The following is a 20,691-nucleotide window of genomic DNA, read 5'->3' as shown; positions in this document are numbered from 1 at the left end:
GGGTAGAGCGGCGGCAGCGGTTATCGGTAGTTGGCGAGAATGGCGTCAAGTTCGCCGTTCTCTCTCATCTCCGCCAGTTCGGCATTGAATTGATTGGCGAAGGAATGCCAGTCCTTACGCAACATCAGCCGGAAGCCATAATTGCTGATGCCCTTGCTGGTTATGTCGAAGTGCTGCCTGAGGCCCTCGTTCCGCAGGATCCATTTTCCGACCAGCCGATCAGCGACAGCCGCGTCGAATCGGTCGCCGTGCAGCACGAACGTGAACATGTCCTTGTCCCTGGAAACATCGAAACGGCGAACTCGGCCCTCTTCGAAGTAAGGCTCGAGCAGCGGATACCGGTACCCGAGGTGAGTAACAATGGTTTTTGAAACCAGATCGTCTGGGCTCTCGTACGAGAAGTCCGATTGAGCAGGTGCAAAAAACACCTCTTCGATGTCCACGACAGGGTCAGTAAACAGGAACTGCTCCGGATTATCTGCCCACTCCCGGGCCCTTGGCGTGCCGTCGATGTAACCCTCAAGCAGCATCTGATCAACCCGCTTTCGCGGAATCCTTTCAGCAATAACCCTGTAGCCGAGGCGTTTGGCAACCACGGACACGACATCCCACATGATTCCTGAGGGTTGGTTCTGATCAACGATCAGATAGGGGGGATAGCCGTTGGGAGAGATGTTGAAACGGAATACACGCTCTTCCTCGGACGCGGATACGGAAAAAGAAGGTATTGTCAGACCAACCAGCAGGATGCCGAGAATGGCAGAGGTGAGGCAGGACACTCGGTTTTGCATGCGGAGGGGGCTCTCTACGAAACGATGCTGTAGGTGAAAAATGAACCCGGCTATCATCCCTGCCAGAAGTGGCTAATTGTCCTCTTTTGCTCAGTCCTTTTCAATGATGTGATTTCTATCTTAAGAAAAATGCTGAAGCCGGGGCCGCGTGCGGCCCCCGCTTTCCGGTTATGCCCAGGCGCGTCGCAGAACCGCGCGGGCGTCCTCCAGTGTCACTTCCTTCGGGTTGAACATGATGGAGCCATCATCCAGCGCCATTTCGGCGATGTGATCCAGCTGATCCTCGGTTACCTTGCCGGTTTCCTTCAGTGTACGTGGCAATTGGCACCGCTTGTAAAGGGCATCCCGAAGTTTGCGAATGGCGGAAATACTGGCCTCTGCCCGGCGGCTTGCAGGCGTTGCTGCGAACACTTCTGGGCCTTCCAGATACAGCAACAAGTCGCCCAGAGGATCCCGGATGGTTTCCAGGTTGTACTCCAGCACATAGGGCAGGTAAAGACTCATGCACAGACCGTGGGGCAGGTGACAGATAGCGCCGGTTGCGTGTCCCAGCGCGTGCACCAGGCCCACCATGGAATTTGAAAAGGCAATGCCGGCCATGGTCGACGCCTGGGCCAGCTCCAACCGGCCGTCGCTGTTTTTCGGGTTGTCCATTACATTGAGCAGGGAGTGGCTGATCTTTTTGATCGCCGCGGTGGCGTAGGCGTCGCTCAATGGGTTCTTGGCCATGCAGGTAAAGGCTTCCGTGGCATGGGTCATGGCGTCCATCGCCGTTGCCGCTGTAATGTGCGGCGGCAGGGTAAGTGTCATGCGCGGATCAATGATCGCCGCGTTAGGCAGCAGGAACGATGACGTGAAGGGCAGCTTAACGCCCTTGGTTTCATCGGTGATCACGGCAACGGAGGTGACTTCCGAACCGGTACCGGCCGTTGTGGGCACGACGAAAAAGGGCTTCAGGGGATGCTTGAGCACGCCGGCACCGCTGTACTTCGCGATATCGTCACCACCCTCGGAAACCAGAATATTGACGGCCTTGCCGGTATCAATCGCCGAACCGCCGCCGACGGCGATAATGGAGTCGCACTTTTCCTGACGGTAAATGCCGGCGATATCACGCACCACGGTGGTGGAGGAGTCTGGCGGAACATCATCATAGATAGACGTGATTTCCAGCCCGCTTTCCTCACAAGCGGCGATAACGGGTTCCAGCAGACCCGCAGCCCGTACGCCCTTGTCGGTTACGATCATCGGCCGTCTCGCAGCCATGCCTGTGAGCTCATAGGGAATGTGTTCAAGTGCGGCCTTGCCGGCAATGACTTTCACCGGGCAGAAGAACTCATAATATTTAGTGGTCATCACGCTCTCGCTGTCTCGACAAAATTGGTTGCAACTTTCAGGTAAATGCGCGCAGCACTGATCAGTTTTTCCGGCAGGTGCAGATCGGCCGGATACTCCTTAACGGCCCGCTCGGCGATCAGTTTTGGCAGAATGAATGACTCAAGCCGGTTCAGCACCCGGGTCATGCGCACCGCATAGCTGATGTCGCCATCGACCAGCATGCGGTCATTGGCGAATGCCACGGAGGTTTTTTCCTGGAAAGACAGCACCAGAAACGCATGGGCAATGTGCTTGAACTGAATTGACAGGTCGACGGGGCGGGGTGCCTGGTCACCGTGGTAGCGGAATCGCCCCTGGCCGGTGTGCTCCACGATCAGCTTTGAGCCGTCCGGCATCACCATCATTTCAAACAGAAAGCCATCAGGCAGGGCCCTGGCTTCATTTTGAACCTTTTCGTCCACTTCACTCACCGCCTGCAGTGCCCGCCCCATTACCTGAAACATCAGTTCCACATACAAGCGGCGCGCCTGGAAGACCATGGGCTGGATACGTTTCGCTAACATGTCCGTCATCCAATCATTGTTGATGTGATCTGATTTTTAGAGTTATTGCTCTAAAAGTCAATGGAGGCGTTGACAGAAGATGTGCGTCAGACCGGCAATCTTGATCCCGGGCAATAAAAAGGCCGGAACCCCTCGGGACTCCGGCCTTCTAAAGTCAACGATTCCGGCGGCAATTATTGCGTGAGTGCCGCCAGTTTACGTTTGGCCTCTTCAGCCACGTCACCACCGGCTTCGGCGGCCTTGCTGTAATAGGCAATGGCTTCATTTCGATTATTCTGTTTTACCGCGACATCGCCGAGTCGCAGGAAGGCGATGGATGTGGGAACGGTTTCATTGGCTTTGATGAGGTTTTCCCTGGCCTTGTCCAGATTATTGAGTCTCAGGGCATTCAGGCCGTTGTAAAGGCGGTATTTAAACATTTCGGGATACAGCTCCACGGCCTTCTCGAAGTCGGCAGCGGCTTTCTCAGCTTCCTTCTGCTCCTGATAGATTCGACCGCGCAGCGCGTAGAACATGGCCTCCCGCGGAAGCAGGCGAATCGCTTCGTTTACTTTGTCCAGGGCAGGTTTCATTTCACCCTTGGAAGCAAGCTCCATGGCCTTGTCGTGGGCCTCGTACGCGGGTTGCAGCGAACGGAGCTTGGCCATCTTGCGTTCGTAGACATCCGCTCCCCGATAGCCGCCGGCACCGATCTTCTGAACCAGTTCGCGGTTTTCCTGCACCCTCTTTGCCGAGGGTGGATGGGTCGCAAACAGACCATCAATGAAGCTGGACTGACGGCCCTCAGAGAGTTTCAGAAAGAGCTCCTGAAGCTCGACAGCCGCCTGCGGGTCGTAGCCTGCCTGTTTCATGTAAAGAATGCCGTAATGATCAGATTCCAGTTCATCTCCCTGGCTGTATTGCGCCAGTGCGAGTTGGGCCCCCAATGCGGCACCACCCATGATCAGCCCGGCCCATTCGTTATCCGAAAGCGCAAAGCCGAGGCCAGCAACGCCGGCACTGATCAGCATGCCCTGTTGCATCCGCTGAACACTGTGTCTGGCCGCAGCGTGAACAATCTCGTGGCCAAGAACCGAGGCAAGCTGAGCCTCGTCCTCGAGTTCTGTCAGCAGGCCGCGATTGATGGCGATCTTGCCTCCGGGCAAGGCCCAGGCGTTGGGCACGCTGCTGTTAAGAACCACGAATTCGTAGGGCAGATCGGGACGATCGCTGACCTGCGCCAGCTTCTGGCCGACCTCGCTCACGTACAGATTCAGCTCGGGGTCGATGTAAAACCGGCCGCCCTGGGTTTGCTGTGTGGGCTCGTATTGCTCCGCGCCCATGGCGAGTTCCTGGCTCTCGCCGATCAGCGAAAGCTGCTTTTCGCCGGTAACCGGATTAACCGAGCAACCACTCAGCAATACCGCCAGAGTAACGATAGCGAGGCTGGTTTTGATAGCAGACAGGTTCAAGATGAGCTCCCTTTTCGATGAATCTATGTCGGGCTTCGTCGTAAATCTCTACCCGATTCCTGAATGGCCAGTTTATAGCACATGATTGGTTGTGGGTGGATTACCGCACCGCCTCGAGCGGTGGTGGCGAACAGGTCCATGGCGTATCATAAGCCCCTGTTCCCGCTCTGTTTCGCCATTTTCAAATCTAGGGCAGCCAATGGGTAATCTTCTCGAATTAATCGCTTTGCTCTGGTTCCTGGTTTGTTGGCTGGGTTATACCGAGTACTCCAAACGCCGCGCCGCCGACCGGCCCTGTCTCTCCAACACGCTCGACCTTTATCGGGAAGACTGGATGCGCGTCATGTTGCGCCGGGAAAACCGGATTGCCGATGCGTCGGTGGTTGGTAACCTGGAGCGAAACGGCGCCTTTTTCGCCTCCAGTTGCCTGCTGATTCTCGCGGGTATTATCACTGCCCTTGGATACACCCAGGAAGTGATGGAAGTGTTCAGCACCATGCCATTCGGCACCTTGCCGACCCGGGAAATCTGGGAGCTGCGCATGGTGGTGCTGCTAGTGGTGTTTATCTATGCCTTCTTCAAATTCACCTGGTCCATGCGGATGTACAATTTTGTCTCGGTGATGGTAGGCAGTGCCCCGCCACCGGACGATACCAAAACCAGCCCGGCAGGACGGGAAGCCTTCGCCCGCAGTGCCGGCAACATCTGCAACCTCGCAGGCGACGCGTTCAATCTGGGTCTTCGATCCTACTATTACGCGCTTGCCGTGGTAGGCTGGTTTATCCATCCGATCGTTTTCATGGCGGCGTCCACCCTGGTGGTCATCGTACTCTACCGCCGGGAATTCTGTTCTACGGCACTGGAGGCGTTGAGAGCAGGTAAGGTGTTCGAAGAGCCGCTGCCCGGCAAGGCGGAAAGCAGCGCAAAACCCAAAAGCTGATCCACAGGTTGAACCTGAATGAACGATGACATCCGACGGAAACGGGTTACCCGTTTTATCGACACACTCAACCAGGCCAAAGAGCTGGGGCTTACCGTTACCGAAGCCAAAAAGGGCAGCCTGACACTGTGCCTTCCATACAGCGACCTGATCATTGGTAACCCGGACACCGGTGTGATTCATGGCGGCGCCATTACTACCCTCATGGATACCACCTCAGGCTGTGTGATCCTTTGCGCACTGGACGATTTTGAGCTTTGCCCAACGCTCGACCTGCGTGTCGACTACATGCGCCCGGCACATCCCAGGAAGCCGGTCTACGCAAGGGCCGAAACCTACCGGGTAACCCGTAACATCATTTTTACCCGGTGCGAGGCTTACCAGGAGGGCGGTGAAACCATTGCCAACTGCGTGGCCACCTTCATGCGTATTGGCAAGGATGCCAGCCCGAAACACTACCGGGACCTGATTACCGGAGGTGAAGAATGACCGATCCTGAAATCCTCCGTTACACCCAGGAAACCGGAGACTTCAGCCGCATGCTGAACAGCATTCCCTACGCCACCTGGATTGGTCTGCAGTGTGAGCGCTTCGGTGACGACCTGATTTTCCGTCTGCCTTGCAAGGACTCCAACCTCGGAAACCCGATCCTGCCGGCCATTCATGGCGGTGTGATCGGTGGTTTCATGGAGATGTCCGCCAACATCTACCTGATCATGTCCCAGGAAAGCCTGCGTATGCCCCGCATCGTCGATTTTTCCCTGGATTACCTCCGTGCCGGTCTCAACCGCGAAACCTACGCCGAATGCCGCCTGACCCGCCAGGGCAACCGCGTAGCCAATGTGATGGTCAGCGCCTGGCAAAAATCCCGCTCGCAACCTATAGCAACAGCACGGGCTCATTTTCTGTTAGAGGACTGAGTTTCAGGTGTTTTCAGGGGCTTGAAATGACCCGCCTCGACCCCATTTTCTGTTCAACACAAACTCGATAGCCCGGTGGTGTGGTTGGGCAGGCCTTTCCAAAACCTTGCGGAGCCATGGATGGCGGAGCAGAGCGTACATGGATGTATTTACAGCGTGTTTTGGAAAGGCCTGCCCAACCGCGCCGCTACTCCGAATGTAAAAAGCAGGAGACATAAACGCCATGACGGTTGAGACGCAAAAAGAGACTCTGGGTTTTCAGACTGAAGTGAAGCAGCTGCTTCACCTGATGATTCACTCGTTGTACTCCAACAAGGAAATCTTCCTGCGTGAGCTGATTTCCAACGCTTCAGATGCCGAGGACAAACTGCGTTTCGCAGCCCTGAAAGATGACGGCCTTTACGAGGGGGATCCTGAGCTGAAGATTCGCCTGGATTTCGATGAAGAGGCGAATACTGTCACTCTGACCGATAACGGTATCGGCATGACCCGTGACGACGTCATCCAGAACCTGGGCACCATTGCCCGTTCCGGCACCGCCGAATTCCTGCAGCAGTTGTCTGGTGATGAGAAGAAGGACAGCAAGCTGATCGGCCAGTTTGGTGTCGGTTTTTATTCGGCGTTTATCGTGGCCGACAAGGTGGATGTGTTTACCCGCCGCGCCGGTGCTCCGGTAGAAGAGGGCGTGCATTGGGAGTCCAAGGGCGACGGTGAGTTTTCCATTGAGCAAGTCAATCGGGAAAACCGTGGTACCCAGATCGTGCTGCACCTGAAATCGGACGCCAAGGAATTTGCCAACGGCTGGAAACTGCGCAGCCTGGTGAAGAAGTACTCCGACCATATTTCTTTTCCGGTGGTCATGAAGGCCGAGTCCGAAGAAGGCGAGAAGAAAGACGAGTACGAGACCGTCAACGATGCGACCGCGCTCTGGACCCTTCCACGTACCGAAATCAAGGACGAGGAGTACAAGGAGTTCTACAAACACATCGCCCACGATTTTGAAGACCCGCTGACCTGGTCCCACAATAAGGTGGAAGGCAAGCTGGACTACACCAGCCTGCTGTATATCCCGGCCCGAGCGCCTTTTGATCTTTACAACCGGGAAGCGCCCCGCGGCCTGAAGCTGTATGTGCAGCGCGTGTTCATCATGGATGACGCCGAGCAGTTCCTGCCGCTTTACCTGCGTTTTGCCAAGGGTGTGATCGACTCGAACGACCTGTCCCTGAACGTTTCGCGCGAGATCCTGCAGAACGACAGCACCGTGGAAAGCATTCGTACCGCGCTGACCAAGCGGGTTCTGGACATGCTGTCCAAGCTGGCCAAGAAGGATCCGGAGCAGTACCAGAAGTTCTGGGGTGAGTTCGGCACTGTATTGAAGGAAGGCCCGGCGGAAGATTTCAGCAACCGCGAGAAGATTGCCGGTCTGCTGCGCTTTGCCTCTACCCACACGGGCGAGAGCACACAGAATGTCTCTCTCGATGACTACATCAGCCGTATGAAAGAGGGGCAGAAGAAGCTCTATTACATTACCGCCGACAACTTCACCGCGGCCAAGAGCAGTCCGCACCTGGAAGTATTCCGCAAGAAGGGCATTGAGGTTCTGATCCTTACCGATCGCATCGACGAGTGGATGATGGGCTACCTCAGCGAGTACGACGGCAAACAGTTCCAGGACGTCGCTCGTGGCGATCTGGACTTGGGCGAAGTCGAGACCGAGGAAGACAAGAAGCACAAGGAAGAGGCGGCCGAAGAGCACAAGGATCTGCTCGAGCGCATCAAAAATGCTCTGAGCGACCGGGTTCAGGAAGTGCGTGTAACTAACCGTCTGACCGACTCACCGGCCTGCCTGGTTGTGGGTGATTTTGACATGGGTGCGCAGATGAAGAAGATCATGGAAGCCGCCGGCCAGAAAGTGCCGGAAAGTAAACCGATCTTCGAGATTAACGTGGACCATCCACTGGTGCAGCGCCTTGAGAGCGAGAAGGGCGAAGAGCGGTTCAACGAGCTCTCTGCAGTCCTGCTGGATCAGGCCACCCTGGCCAGCGGTGAGCAGCTCCCGGATCCGGGTGCCTACGTTACCCGCCTGAACCGTCTGTTGCTTGAATTGGCCAACTGATAGCTGATGCAGCAGATTATAGTGGATATCAGCATCAGCCCTGATGAGTGGATCAAGCTCTATCAGGGCGTTGCCACCGATGTTCACACCACGGCCCGGGACGGACGCTCCGTCCGCTTCCCGGCCCGTATTCTCTCCCGTTTCTACCTCCGCGATGGAATTCGCGGCAGCTTCCGCATCGTTTTTGACGATGCTGGCAAGTTCTCTTCCATTGAGCGGCTCTAGTCAGCCAGCACTTCATTCATAAATAAAAGCTTTCACAAATTTATTTTTAATTAATTGTATTAGGTGATCAACCTCGCGCTAAGGTGGTGGTGTTCTCGTTAGGCAGGAGCAGATCCATGTCCAATGCAGTGTCAATCAGTCGTTCAATCGCCTGGCCGGACTTTCTAGACATCCTGGCGAGTTATTCCAGTGATTACGCTTGTGCCCAGTAATGGAATGAACCCGCATGGCGTGCGGGAAACCCTATAGGCACACGCTATCCGGGACATAAGAAATACTCAGAGCAGATTGTTTGTTGTGTCCTATAGTTAGAAGTGCCTGAATCAAAGCAGTGTCGTTTTGCCAACCCCAATGAGGAGAGAGAAATGACCGACAACAACAGTGCGGGTGGAAAGTGCCCCGTAATGCATGGCTCGAATACCCAGGAGAAGGCCGACGTAGCCGGCTGGTGGCCTGAGAACCTCAATCTGGACATCCTTCATCAGCACGACCGCAAAACCAATCCCCTCGGTGAAGATTTCGACTACCGGGAAGAGGTCAGGAAACTTGACCACGAAGCTCTTGAAAAAGACATGCACGAGTTGATGACCAACAGCCAGGAATGGTGGCCGGCTGATTGGGGTCATTACGGTGGTCTGATGATTCGTCTGGCGTGGCACGCGGCCGGTACCTATCGACTGGCCGATGGCCGCGGTGGTGCGGGTACCGGTAACCAGCGATTTGCTCCTCTGAACTCCTGGCCCGACAACGGCAACCTCGACAAGGCCCGCCGTCTGCTGTGGCCGCTGAAGAAAAAGTACGGCAACAAGGTGAGCTGGGCCGACCTGTTTATCCTGGCCGGTAACGTTGCCTATGAATCGTTTGGCCTGAAGACGTTTGGTTTCTCCTATGGCCGGGAGGACATCTGGCACCCGGAGAAAGACATCTACTGGGGTGCGGAAAAAGAGTGGCTGGCACCATCGGACAGCCGTTATGAGGACGTGAACAAGCCTGACACCATGGAAAACCCTCTGGCCGCCGTGCAGATGGGTCTGATCTATGTGAACCCGGAGGGCGTCAATGGTCAACCGGATCCCCAGAAGACCGCCGAGCAGGTAAGAACGACCTTTGCCCGCATGGCGATGAATGATGAAGAGACTGCAGCGTTGACCGCGGGCGGCCACACGGTTGGTAAAGCTCACGGTAATGGTGATGCCGATGCCCTTGGACCAGAGCCGGAAGGTGCAGACGTCGAAACCCAGGGCTTCGGCTGGATGAACCCGAATCTCGGCGGCAAGGCGACCAATGCCGTCACCTCCGGTATCGAAGGCGCCTGGACGACGAACCCGACCAAGTTCGACATGGGCTATTTCGATCTGTTGTTCGGCTACGAGTGGCAGCTGACCAAGAGCCCGGCTGGTGCGAACCAGTGGGAGCCGATCGACATCAAAGAAGAGCACATGCCGGTCGACCCGACCGACCCATCTGTCCGTCGCAAGCCGATGATGACTGATGCGGATATGGCCATGAAGGTGGACCCGAAGTACCGTGCGATCTGCGAGAAGTTCATGGCCGATCCGGATTACTTCAAGGATTGCTTTGCCCGTGCCTGGTTCAAGCTGACGCACCGCGATATGGGGCCGAAGTCCCGTTACATTGGTCCGGGTGTGCCGGATGAAGACCTGATCTGGCAGGATCCGGTGCCCCAGGGCGAGACCAACTACATCGAAGAGGTGGTGAAGGAAAAAATCGCCGCAGCGGGTCTGAGCCTGAACGAGCTGGTCTGCACCGCTTGGGACAGCGCCCGCACGTTCCGCGGATCTGATATGCGCGGTGGTGCCAACGGTGCCCGGATTCGCCTGGCTCCCCAGAAGGACTGGCAGGGCAATGAGCCCGATCGTCTGGACAAGGTGCTCAAGGTGTATGAGCAGATTTCGGCCGACACCGGCGCCAGCATCGCTGACGTGATCGTGTTGGGTGGTAACCTGGGCATCGAGATGGCAGCCAAAGCTGCCGGCCATGACGTGCACGTTCCCTTCCTCAAGGGTCGTGGCGATGCGACCGACGAGATGACGGACGCAGAATCCTTCGAACCGATGGAGCCGTTGGCTGACGGCTTCCGCAACTGGCAGAAGAAGGATTACGTGGTCAAGCCTGAAGAAATGCTTCTGGACCGTGCCCAACTGATGGGTCTGACCGCGCCTGAAATGACCGTTCTTCTTGGCGGCATGCGGGTGCTCGGGACCAACTATGGTGGCACCAAGCACGGCGTATTCACAGACCGCGTTGGCCAACTGACCAACGACTTCTTCGTGAATCTGACCGACATGGCAAACCGTTGGGAGCCTACTGGCAAGAACTCGTATAACATCGTGGATCGCAAAACTGGCGACACCAAGTTCACCGCGACCCGTGTTGATCTCGTGTTCGGTTCCAACTCCATCCTGCGTGCCTACGCAGAGGTGTACGCCCAGGACGACAACGAAGAGAAGTTTGTGAACGACTTCGTCGCCGCCTGGACCAAGGTCATGAACGCCGATCGCTTCGACGTCAAGAAGTAAACCAGCCGTAACCAGCCGGGCATTCCATTACGGGATGCCCGGCTACCAACTTCCCGCCAAATTCCCTACAATCCGCTCCGTCTGATTTTTGATCAGCCACAACCTTTACCCCTTTTGATCAAACCTCTGGAGCCTTCATGCGAATCATCCTTGCCCCGATGGAAGGGCTGGTCGACGCACCTATCCGCGAAACCCTGACAAAGGTTGGCGGGATAGATCGGTGCGTAACCGAATTCGTTCGCGTGACCCATGGCATGCTGCCTCCGAGAGTGTTCTACAAATACGCCCCCGAGCTACACAACCGGTCACTCACTCAAGTAGGTACCCCCGTTGCCGTTCAGCTATTGGGTTCAGACCCTCATCAGATGGCACGCCATGGCGTGCGGGCTGCGGAACTTGGTGCTACCCAGGTGGACATCAACTTTGGCTGCCCCGCCAAAACCGTGAATAAACACAAGGGCGGCTGCGTGTTGATGCGGGAGCCGGAGCTCATGCACGAAATTGTGGCTGCTGTTCGTCAGGCTGTGCCAGGCCATGTACCTGTTACCGCCAAGATGCGGCTGGGCTACGACGACCGTTCCATGGGCGTGGCTTGTGCGCAGGCACTGGAATCCGCGGGTGCCGAAGAGATTGTTATCCATGCCCGCAGCAAAGTGGATGGCTACAAACCGCCGGCCTACTGGGAGGAAATCGCCCGGGCAAGGGAGGCGGTAAAAACCCACATCATTGCCAACGGCGAGATCTGGACGGTCGCAGATTACTGGCGATGCCGTGAGGTGTCCGGCTGCGATGACGTGATGATTGGCCGTGGCCTGATCGCGCGGCCAGACCTCGCCCGCCGGATCAAGGCCAGCCAGCAGGGTGAAACCGTGGCTGATATGACCTGGACGGAGGCCGTGGCGCTGGTTCGCGAGTACGCGACCGTTCTCCAGGGCTGGCTTGAGGACCGCTATGTGACCGGTCGCATCAAGCAGTGGCTCAATTTTCTCCGACAGGGTTTTGCCGAGGCAGAAGCTCTCTGGCCAGAGGCCCGAAAAATTCGTCAGGTGGCGCCCATGATGGCATGCCTCGAGCAGCCGGTTATCCTGACAGGCACGCGCGCAGCCTGACCCAAATCTTCCCAAGTTGGAATTTCCGCCGGTGACACTGGTATCAACGGTGTTTTCGCTCGTATCTATACTGGTACGAACAAAAAAGCGACTGGGAGGACGAGCAACATGTTTCCAGGACTATTCCGTTATGCTCTGGCGAGTGCCGGAGTGATTGCCTGTATGCTTTTGGTTGCGGCCTTGCCCGCCGCAGCTGATGACCATGTGGTGAAGGTAACCCCCTTGGGTAGCCACGATGGTGAATTCTGTGGCCGTGACCGGGCGCTGGTGTTTGAAGATCCGAACGGCACCCGGATTCTCTACGATGCCGGGCGAACCGTCGCCGGGCCAGACGATCCTCGTCTGGGCAAGATCGACATTGTGCTGGTTTCCCATATGCATGGGGACCACGTGGGTGACCAACGAATCAGCAAGACAAACCAGGGCACCTGCGGGTCCCCGGACACCGGTGTTTCAACGCTGCCACAATCCAACACCGTCGATATTGCAGTGAAACACAACGCAAAGATCGTGACAGGCAGTGAAATGCCTGCCTTTTTTGCCGCCAAGCTCAAGGACGCTGGCGGTGATCCCGCCAACTCCATGCTGGTGCGTTTTGGGGGCGAACGTGAGGTTGGCGGAGTGGCAATCACCACGGTGCCTGCGGTTCACAGCAACGGCGTTTCGCCTTCCTTCCTGACCGGTCCATTGGCGGAATACCTGGCAGCTGCCGGTGTGGGTGCCAGTGTTGGACCACCAACGGGCTACGTGTTGAAGTTTTCGAATGGCCTGGTCGTTTACCTGTCAGGTGATACCGGTATTACCGCTGAGCAGCAGCTGGTTGTGAGAGATCACTATGGTGCGGGGCTTGCGGTGATGAACATAGGAAATACGTTCACCACCGGACCCAAGCAGGCCGCCTATGTGATCAACGATCTGGTGCAACCGAAGGCCGTCATTGCCTCCCATGCCAACGAGCCGGCCACCTCCGGCGGCAAGGTTCAGGACGGCACGCGCACGGCGTTGTTCCGGGATTCCGTGAACGTGCCGGTCCATGTTCCGCTCAGTGGCCGCACCATGGCGTTCAACAGCATGGCAAGCTGTATTTCCGGCTGTAATTGATGATCAACGCGGCAGCCGATCAGTTCTCCATCTCCGGCTGGTAGTTGCCTGAGCGCGCCGCGCCGTTCAGGCGAGCGCGCTTGAGTATCGCCGCCTGGGCTTCGGGGCCATTCTCCAGATTACCGGCCCAGGCTTTCTGGGCCGGCTCCTGAAGCGCACGTCCATAGGAAAAGCTGAGCTCCCAGGGCTGAGGACCCATGCTGTTCATGGCATTCAGGTTGATAGTGGCCTCTTCAGGAGTTTGCCCGCCCGACAGGAAGAAGATGCCCGGAACCGCAGCCGGTACCGCTCTTCGAAAGACAGCAAGTGTTGCTGTCGCCACTTCTTCAGGCGAGGCCTTTGGATTCTCCTTGCCCGGAGTCACCATGCTGGGCTTCAGGATCATCTGTTCCAGCTGAACTTTATGCCGGTAAAGGGCTCGGAAAACCTCGCGAATGACCGCTTCGCTCACTTCCGCGCAGCGATCAATGCTGTGATTGCCATCAATCAGCACTTCCGGCTCGACGATAGGCACAATACCCAGGGACTGGCAGATAGCCGCGTAACGGGCGAGAACCTCGGCATTCGCCTCGATCGCCTGCCGCGAGGGCAGGGTGTCTGAGATGTGGAACACATCCCGCCACTTGGCAAACCGTGCCCCCTGGTTCTTGTAGATTTCCAGGCGGTCGTCCAGGCCATCCAGACCAAAGGTGATTTCATCACCGGGGGCATTCACGAGAGGGCCTTTACCCTTGTCGACCTTGATACCTGGCACTATGGCCTTGCTGGCCAGAAGCTTCGGCATGGGCACATTATCGAGGCTCTGCTGGCCGAGTGTCTCTTCAAACAGGATGACCCCACTGATGAATTCCCCGAGCCCGGAAGCCGAAAAAATGAGGCTCCGATATTCCCGCCGCATATCCTCGCTCGACTCCACGCCAACGGCTTTGAAGCGCTTGGCAATGGTGGGGTGGCTTTCATCCGCCGCGAGGATTCCCTTGCCTGGCTGAACCAGATCCCGGATGGTCGTGCTGAGTTCTTCCTGAGTGGTCATAGTGAGCTCCTGATTAATCCTTGAAGGTCTGATTGGTCGTTCGGCCCGCTACCTTATTGTAGACGTTGAATAGGTGTGTGGAATTTGATCTGGGCTAAGGCAGAAGCCTGCACTGTGATTTATGCTTCAACAATAACAACAGGGAAAAGGGAAGCCTGAATATGAAAACCGTTGTCAGTGTCAGCCTGGGATCTTCCGAATACGATTACGATCTGGAGACCTCCTTCCTCGGCCAGCCATTCCGGATTATTCGAATTGGCACAGACGGCGACCTTTCCCGTGCCGAAGCGGTTCTTGAGTCGGTACACACGCAGGCCGACGCCATTGGTCTGAGTATGGTCCACGATCACTATGAGGTGGGTCGGGAGCAGCTTGAACACCCCGATACCGCTCGCCTGGAGGCCTGTGTGCCTGACAAGCCCGTGACCACCGGTGCGGGCCTGAGGGCGATCCTGCAGGAATGGGCCGTCCGCCACACCCAATCCGAACTGGGGCATTTTTTCGACAACGCCCGTGTGCTGTTTATGAATGGGCAGGCCGGTTATCGAATTGCCCGGTCCCTCTCGGAACACACCGACAACCTTTTCTTTGCCGACCCGTACACGGATTTCGGGGTGCCCAGGCTGCTGACTTCCCTGAAGCAACTGGAAACCTACACCTCGCTGACGGCTCCGATCATGTTCAGGCCAGCAGCCGTGAAAGCGGTAGAAACCATTCTTCACACACCCTTATATCGTCTGGGTGAAAACCTCGTTAAAGGCTCATTGCACCATGCCGTGGCCGATTCCCACGTGATCGTAGGCGCCATCGGAGACCTGGAGCATTTCACGCAGAAAGAGCTGGATGGCAAGACCATCATAACTTCGCGGGTTACTGACTCGGCGCTCGACTGGATGAGGTCCCGCCGGGTTGCCATGGTCGTTGACTACAGTCCATGGCTGGAAGGCCGACCCCTGGGCGTGAATGTGATGGAGGCGATGATCAGCGCCGCGCTCTCCAGAACACCGGATCAGCTGGGACCGGACGATTATCTGGATGTTATCCAGAGTCTCGGTATTGAGCCGCGAATCCTGTATCCGGATGGCTACCGTCGGGTGAACCGGTTTGCGTTTGTTATTCATCCGCTTTCCCAGCAATACCTCACCAAGACGCCGCCGCTGGATTGGGTTGCCAATGTTTCCCCTCCTGTGGTGATGAACCTGGTGGAAAAGGCCATCGCCTATTCACCACCGTTTATTTATTCGAAGGTGTCCGGAATCCGGTCACCGAATGGCGATGAGGTAGAGGGCTGGCTGATTACCGTGGGTGGCACCCCCCGGGAAATCATGGCCCACGGGCCGGAATTTACCTACGCCCGGCTGTTGCAGGCCGCAAAGCTGGCCAAGAAACTCGGGGCCCAGATCATGGGCCTGGGGGCGTTCACCAAGGTAGTGGGGGATGCAGGTATTACGGTGGCCAAGCGGGCACCGCTGCCGATCACAACCGGTAACAGCTACAGTGCCTCCGGTGCGCTTTGGGCGGCCCATGATGCCATGAAGAAAATAGGGCGGGTAAGTATCGGCGCCAGCGGCAAGGCCGCCGGCAAGGCGATGGTGGTGGGTGCTACAGGTGCCATCGGCTCCGTCTGTGCACGATTGCTGGCCAAGGCAGTGGATGAGGTCTACCTAGCGGCACCGGAGCCGGCGAAACTCCTGGCGCTCAAGGAAAGCATCGAACAGGAAACGCCCGGGGCCATCGTGCATGTTGCCGGTTCGGCCGAACGCGATCTGGCGGACATGGACATGATCGTCACTGCCACCTCCGGAGCCGGCAAACGCATTCTCGACATCATGAAAGTGAAGCCGGGTTGTGTGATCACCGACGTAGCGCGCCCCCTGGATATTCCGGCAGAAGACGTGGCAAAGCGTCCGGATGTGCTGGTGATCGAATCCGGCGAAATACAGCTACCGGGCGACGTACACATGAAAGACATCGGCTTGCCCAAAGGTATTGCCTATGCCTGCCTGGCGGAAACCATTGTGCTGGCCCTTGAGGCGCGTTTCGAGAACTTCACCCTGGGCCGAAACATCGAATGGGAGAAAGTGCGGGAGATTTACAAGCTCGGCCTGAAACATGGCATGAAACTGGCCGCCATCTCCGGGGTGAACGGTGTGTTCACCGAGGAGGACTTTGAACGGGTTCGAACCCTGGCGGCCAGTGCAGAAGCATCTCAGGCGCATGAACCTCAAGCAGAGGGATCGAGCACACCGGCGTAGCGCACGCCGCTGAGCAGGGCCATCTCCCGATGCCAGGTGGACAGGTCATCGATATTCAGTTTGCTGAGGCTGTCATGGCCGCAGGCCCTTGCCATTACCTGCATCAGTGAGACCGAGGCCTCAAGGAAGTTCTGCAGCTGTTTGGCCGACTGGTCCACATTTAACCGCTGGCGCAGATCCTTGTTCTGGGTTGCGATGCCAGCGGGGCAGTTATTGGTGTTGCAGATACGGGCAGCAACACAGCCGATGGACTGCATGGCACTGTTGGCAATCGCAATGCCGTCTGCACCCAGGGCCATCGCCTTCACGAAATCAATGGGTACCCGCAGGCCGCCGGTCACGATCAGCGTGACTCGTCCGCTGGCGCCGCGATCATCCAGATAGCGCCGGGCGCGAGCCAGGGCCGGAATGGTCGGCACACTGATGTGGTCGCGGAAGATTTCGGGCGCAGCGCCAGTTCCGCCGCCACGGCCGTCCAGAATGATGTAATCGGCGCCGGCATCCAGCGCGAACTGAACATCCCGCTCGATGTGATTGGCGCTGAGTTTGAAACCTACAGGAATTCCGCCGGTGATTTCCCGAACATGGCTGGCGAAGCGCTGGAAATCCTCGACCGAGCGCAGATCCTCGAACGTGGGTGGTGAAATGGCAGATTTACCCTCGGGAATGTTGCGAACCTGTGAGATTTTGCCGGTATTCTTGTTGGCCGGCAGGTGACCACCGGTACCGGTCTTGGCGCCCTGTCCACCCTTGAAATGGAATGCCTGGACTTTCTTCAACAGCTCTTCTTTGTAGCCAAACTTGGCGCTGGCCAGTTCATAGAAGTAGCGTGAGTTTTCCTGCTGCTCCTCCGGCAACATGCCGCCTTCGCCGGAGCAGATCCCGGTGCCGGCAAGCTCGGCGCCCCGGGCCAGGGCAATTTTTGCCTCCTCCGATAGAGCGCCGAAGCTCATGTCCGAAACGAAAAGGGGCATGCTCAGGGTGAGGGGTTTGCGGGCTTCAGGTCCGATCACCAGTTCCGTTGATACTTCGGCGTCATCGGCCAACGGTTTGCTGGCCATCTGGGCCACCATTAGCTGCAGATCGTCCCAATGGGGCAGGGTGTGACGGGGCACGCCCATGGCGGTTGTTGGGCCATGGTGGCCCATGTTGCTCAGGCCCTCACGCGCTAACTGGTGAATAAACTCAACCGTCGGCTCGTCCTTTGTCGACTTGGCTTTTGGAGCGTCACCGGACTGGCTCTCATCGTCGCCATCGTCGTCAGAATCAGGTGCCTCCTTGCCAACCTGATCATCGCTGAACTGCTGGTGGGTGCCGTCACAGTAGGGAGCGCTTCCGGTCTGTTTGCACTGGCACAGAACTGCCTCTTCGTCTTTTTCCGCCTTGAAGACCTTGGGTTTGAATCCGGTGTCTCCATGGGAACCGTCGCAGAACGGCTGGTTATTGGAACGACCACAGACGCAAAAGGCGTATTCTTCGCCCTTTTTGAGACTGACTTTCTTGGGCTTGTTATCAGCGATCACCGGATTGCTCATTGCAAAGCTCCTTGTTTGGCGTATGCCGGTAAATGTACAAAGGTGTACGGGCATCAAACGCAAATAGGCTACTTGTAATGACCAAGTGTGGGTCAGAAATGCTGTCAGTGCTATTCCGTTCGCCAATTTCGCTCCAGCAATTCGTGTTCTTTCTCTGGGCCAATTGGTGGCGTCGCCATCATGCGGTCGAGTTGGTCGTCAAGTACGCTTCCTCCGCTGGCTGTCCGGTAGCCGTCGCTTGCAACTGCCTGACCTGTTTCCACCTGAACTCGCTGTTCCCAGTTCCCCGAATGGGTGCGACAGGCAATCTGCTCCGACCCATTGCTGTGGGTCTCTAACCGGAACTGCCGACACCATTCACCGGATTGGTTTCTGAAGGTCAGTCGAGGTGTAAGTTCGATGCTGGCATTCACAGAATAGGTTTCTCCGCTGGGGCGGCTGTCCAGTGTCGCCGCTACCTCTGACCATACCGCATTGTCCGCGGTTGGCATGGTAAGCCACTGCGCCATCGCGAACCCTGCGACCACGGCTGCTGCAATGGCTTTACCTGAATGCCCGCGCAGTCTGCGCCACCAGGGAAACGATACAACATTGCTATCCGTTGGCTTTGGCGTCTCCCGATTATCCTCAGCGAGCATCCTGGTGACTGATTCGGGGAAGGGACGGTCATCAATGTCGCCGTAGTGGCTCTTTAGTTCTGAATCAACGGCCGCAAGCTCCGCCAACCGGTCGGTCAGGGATGGGTCCGTTGCGAGCCGCTCCCTGACAGCCTCCATTTCCGATGGGCTCAGTTCACTGTCCAGAAATGCTGACAGTGTTTCGTCTGTAATCTTCATGACTCGCTCCTCAAGGTTGCGGGTGACAGAGCTTCGCTCAGGGCTGCCCGGGCACGGGCCAGCCGGCTCATGACAGTGCCTTTGGGCACCTCGAGTATTTCCGCCACCATCTTGTAGGGCATTCCCTGGATAGCAACGAGAGAAATGATCTGTCGCTGGTCTTCGGGAAGGCGTGACATGGCGGCGTCCACACGGCTCCACTCGATCTCTTTCGTTGTCTGATGCTCGCCATCGGTCACTTGCCCATCGCTTAACTCCGGATTTTCGGTGGCATCCCGACGAACCTTTCGAGCCCGACACTCGTCTATCCAGACATTGCGGCATATCCGGAAGGCCCATTTCGTGAGATCGACATCACTGGGCATATCGCGGGTCAGGATTCTCTCGACGGTATTCTGCAAGAGGTCATCGGCATCGGCCATGGAGCCCGTCAGGGAGTACGCAAACCTTCTCAGGGCTGGTAGTAGATCCTTGAGTTCCTGTTGCATAGTTCTTTTTCAGAGTTGAGTGTATGGGGAAGACGATCCGGCCCGCGTTTTATTCCATGCGTCAGGGAATTTTTTCCAGTTCAGGCCGTTAGAGTAAGTGAAACAATCCAGAATTTGGACGGTAACCATGAAGCCGCTTTTTAAATTGTCGATTCTGTCAGCTGTGGTCATGTGTTGGGCGCCGTTATCTGCGACCGCGCTCACTGCGGACGGACTGATCAACAACCCGGTGAGCGGTATCAACCGACAGGTGGAGCGAAACGCCGAGCGGCTGGTGGAGCGGGCAGCGACTCGTCGAGCAGAGCAACAGGCTGAGAACCTCCGGAGTGCCCTCAAGTCGCTTCCGGATAGCCTTCCTGTCTACACAGTATCAGGGCAAAAAGCGTTTAATGAAGTCGTACAGGAGGATGGCTTCAGGGCTGCAGAGAGGCAATGGCTGGTGACCGGTACGCCGGAGGACATCAATCGCCTGGACCATCCGGGGATCACCGCTCTGGAACGTACAACCTTATCCGGGCTTGGCATGATCGTGGCCAGATTTCGGGTTCGTCCGGACCTGGATTCATACGAGAGTCTTCGCAAGCTCTTGCCGGAACTGGCCGACAGCCTGGACCGCAACCACGTATACAGCCCGCGGACAGGTCCATCCGATTCTTCGGAAGTGCCTGCCGTTCGATCGGGTGTAAGCCTGTGTGAGGAGCCGGTCAAAATAGGAATGATCGACACGTCCGTGGCAACGGAACACCCCGCTTTTGGTGCAGCCCGTATAGTCGAACAACGTTTTTTGTCGCTGGAAGGGAGTCGCGGTGAACTGGCTCCTGTAAAACAACATGGTACAGCGGTCGCGGGCCAGTTGGTTGGCAGGCAGGGTAGCGAAGGGGAGGCAAGGCTGCCGGGTGCGACCCTTTTTAACGCCTCGGTTTTTTACTCGCGGACAGACAATCTCTCCGGAGCCACGCTAGTGCATTTGCTGAAGGGTTTGGACTGGCTGGCGACACAGGAACCATCGGTGATCAATATCAGCCTTACCGGTGCCGATAACCGGCTACTGGAAGCGGCGGTCAGACGACTTGCCAATCAGGGTACGTTGTTGGTTGCTGCGGTTGGCAATGAGGGGCCCGCCGCGTCACCGCTGTTCCCGGCGGCGTATTCTGAAGTGATTGGCGTTACCGCAACCTCCCGCACAGGTGAGCTCTACCGATGGGCAAGTCGCGGAGAACACGTGATGTTCGCAGCCCATGGTGTTGCGGTTAGCGTTCCTGACCCGGAGGGCGGCCTGGCGACGGAGAGTGGCACTTCACTGGCCGCTCCTGTTGTTGCAGCTGCCTTGGCCTGTGAAGCCAATGGCAGTAATCCACAGAAGGCCGTTGAGGTATTGATAGACCAGGCTCGGGACCTGGGTGAGCCTGGTCGGGACAGTATTTTTGGTTTCGGTTTCCTGCCGTATTGA

The 20,691-nt window shown here is 57.0% G+C and carries 18 protein-coding genes; 10 read left to right on the top strand and 8 right to left on the bottom strand.

What is annotated here, in order from left to right; translation table 11 throughout:
* Nucleotides 1-20: 20 nt before the first annotated feature.
* The 4 genes from GJU83_RS15900 to GJU83_RS15885 all read right to left on the bottom strand — a co-directional run bounded on the left by GJU83_RS15900 (nucleotide 21) and on the right by GJU83_RS15885 (nucleotide 4,143).
* A complete protein-coding gene (locus tag GJU83_RS15900; RefSeq protein WP_136629690.1) occupies nucleotides 21-791 on the bottom strand; it encodes a substrate-binding periplasmic protein in 771 nt (256 codons plus the stop codon).
* A gap of 168 nt (nucleotides 792-959) precedes the next feature.
* Nucleotides 960-2,147, bottom strand: coding sequence for an iron-containing alcohol dehydrogenase (locus GJU83_RS15895; RefSeq protein WP_153634678.1), 1,188 nt, complete (start codon nucleotides 2,145-2,147; stop codon nucleotides 960-962).
* Nucleotides 2,147-2,692, bottom strand: a complete 546-nt coding sequence (locus GJU83_RS15890) for a hypothetical protein (protein ID WP_136629691.1) — start codon at nucleotides 2,690-2,692, stop codon at nucleotides 2,147-2,149. The genes GJU83_RS15895 and GJU83_RS15890 overlap by 1 nt, the downstream gene beginning before the upstream one ends.
* A 173-nt stretch (nucleotides 2,693-2,865) precedes the next feature.
* Nucleotides 2,866-4,143, bottom strand: coding sequence for a M48 family metalloprotease (locus tag GJU83_RS15885; protein ID WP_069184629.1), 1,278 nt, complete (start codon nucleotides 4,141-4,143; stop codon nucleotides 2,866-2,868).
* A 199-nt stretch (nucleotides 4,144-4,342) separates the two neighbouring features.
* Here GJU83_RS15885 and GJU83_RS15880 point away from each other — a divergent pair, with 199 nt between their 5' ends.
* The 8 genes from GJU83_RS15880 (at nucleotide 4,343) to GJU83_RS15845 (ending at nucleotide 13,094) form a co-directional block, all read left to right on the top strand.
* Nucleotides 4,343-5,083 (top strand): DUF599 domain-containing protein, encoded by a 741-nt coding sequence (locus GJU83_RS15880; protein WP_069184630.1) that lies wholly within the window; start codon nucleotides 4,343-4,345, stop codon nucleotides 5,081-5,083.
* Between the two features lie 18 nt (nucleotides 5,084-5,101).
* Nucleotides 5,102-5,572: a PaaI family thioesterase gene (locus GJU83_RS15875; RefSeq protein ID WP_153634677.1), complete on the top strand. Its 471-nt coding sequence runs from the start codon at nucleotides 5,102-5,104 to the stop codon at nucleotides 5,570-5,572.
* Nucleotides 5,569-6,003, top strand: coding sequence for a PaaI family thioesterase (locus GJU83_RS15870; RefSeq protein WP_069184632.1), 435 nt, complete (start codon nucleotides 5,569-5,571; stop codon nucleotides 6,001-6,003). Before GJU83_RS15875 ends, GJU83_RS15870 begins: the two co-directional genes overlap by 4 nt.
* A gap of 223 nt (nucleotides 6,004-6,226) precedes the next feature.
* Complete coding sequence (gene htpG / locus GJU83_RS15865) at nucleotides 6,227-8,119, top strand: molecular chaperone HtpG (RefSeq protein WP_153634676.1); 1,893 nt, start codon at nucleotides 6,227-6,229, stop codon at nucleotides 8,117-8,119.
* A 6-nt stretch (nucleotides 8,120-8,125) separates the two neighbouring features.
* Complete coding sequence (locus GJU83_RS15860) at nucleotides 8,126-8,344, top strand: DUF2835 domain-containing protein (RefSeq protein ID WP_008172004.1); 219 nt, start codon at nucleotides 8,126-8,128, stop codon at nucleotides 8,342-8,344.
* A gap of 365 nt (nucleotides 8,345-8,709) precedes the next feature.
* A complete protein-coding gene (katG, locus tag GJU83_RS15855; protein ID WP_069184634.1) occupies nucleotides 8,710-10,884 on the top strand; it encodes a catalase/peroxidase HPI in 2,175 nt (724 codons plus the stop codon).
* Nucleotides 10,885-11,021: 137 nt separating this feature from the next.
* Complete coding sequence (locus tag GJU83_RS15850; protein WP_153634675.1) at nucleotides 11,022-11,993, top strand: tRNA dihydrouridine synthase; 972 nt, start codon at nucleotides 11,022-11,024, stop codon at nucleotides 11,991-11,993.
* A 108-nt stretch (nucleotides 11,994-12,101) separates the two neighbouring features.
* On the top strand, nucleotides 12,102-13,094 hold the full coding sequence (locus GJU83_RS15845) for an MBL fold metallo-hydrolase (protein WP_228715196.1): 993 nt from the start codon (nucleotides 12,102-12,104) through the stop codon (nucleotides 13,092-13,094).
* Nucleotides 13,095-13,113: 19 nt separating this feature from the next.
* Here GJU83_RS15845 and GJU83_RS15840 read toward each other — a convergent pair whose 3' ends face one another.
* Nucleotides 13,114-14,127: a class I fructose-bisphosphate aldolase gene (locus GJU83_RS15840; protein ID WP_153634674.1), complete on the bottom strand. Its 1,014-nt coding sequence runs from the start codon at nucleotides 14,125-14,127 to the stop codon at nucleotides 13,114-13,116.
* Nucleotides 14,128-14,288: 161 nt separating this feature from the next.
* Between GJU83_RS15840 and GJU83_RS15835 the strand changes: the two genes are divergently transcribed.
* Nucleotides 14,289-16,382, top strand: a complete 2,094-nt coding sequence (locus GJU83_RS15835) for a DUF8754 domain-containing protein (protein WP_153634673.1) — start codon at nucleotides 14,289-14,291, stop codon at nucleotides 16,380-16,382.
* On the opposite strand, the gene GJU83_RS15830 is transcribed toward GJU83_RS15835, so the two are convergent.
* The 3 genes from GJU83_RS15830 to GJU83_RS15820 form a co-directional block, all read right to left on the bottom strand.
* The gene (locus GJU83_RS15830; protein ID WP_153634672.1) at nucleotides 16,352-17,917 is read right to left on the bottom strand and encodes a glutamate synthase-related protein; all 1,566 of its coding nucleotides are present in this window, start codon (nucleotides 17,915-17,917) and stop codon (nucleotides 16,352-16,354) included. The two genes, GJU83_RS15835 and GJU83_RS15830, sit on opposite strands and share 31 nt — an antisense overlap.
* Before the next feature lie 110 nt (nucleotides 17,918-18,027).
* Entirely contained in the window at nucleotides 18,028-18,753 is a 726-nt protein-coding gene (locus GJU83_RS15825) for an anti-sigma factor family protein (RefSeq protein WP_069184640.1), read from the bottom strand.
* Nucleotides 18,750-19,241: an RNA polymerase sigma factor gene (locus GJU83_RS15820; protein WP_069184641.1), complete on the bottom strand. Its 492-nt coding sequence runs from the start codon at nucleotides 19,239-19,241 to the stop codon at nucleotides 18,750-18,752. The genes GJU83_RS15825 and GJU83_RS15820 overlap by 4 nt, the downstream gene beginning before the upstream one ends.
* A 127-nt stretch (nucleotides 19,242-19,368) precedes the next feature.
* On the opposite strand from GJU83_RS15820, the gene GJU83_RS15815 reads away from it, so the two are divergent.
* Complete coding sequence (locus tag GJU83_RS15815; RefSeq protein WP_153634671.1) at nucleotides 19,369-20,691, top strand: S8 family serine peptidase; 1,323 nt, start codon at nucleotides 19,369-19,371, stop codon at nucleotides 20,689-20,691.

This window comes from Marinobacter salsuginis (assembly GCF_009617755.1).
Classification (GTDB): domain Bacteria; phylum Pseudomonadota; class Gammaproteobacteria; order Pseudomonadales; family Oleiphilaceae; genus Marinobacter; species Marinobacter salsuginis.
The sequence above is the reverse complement of the archived record's forward strand: the minus strand, read 5'-3'. Positions and strand labels throughout refer to the sequence as shown.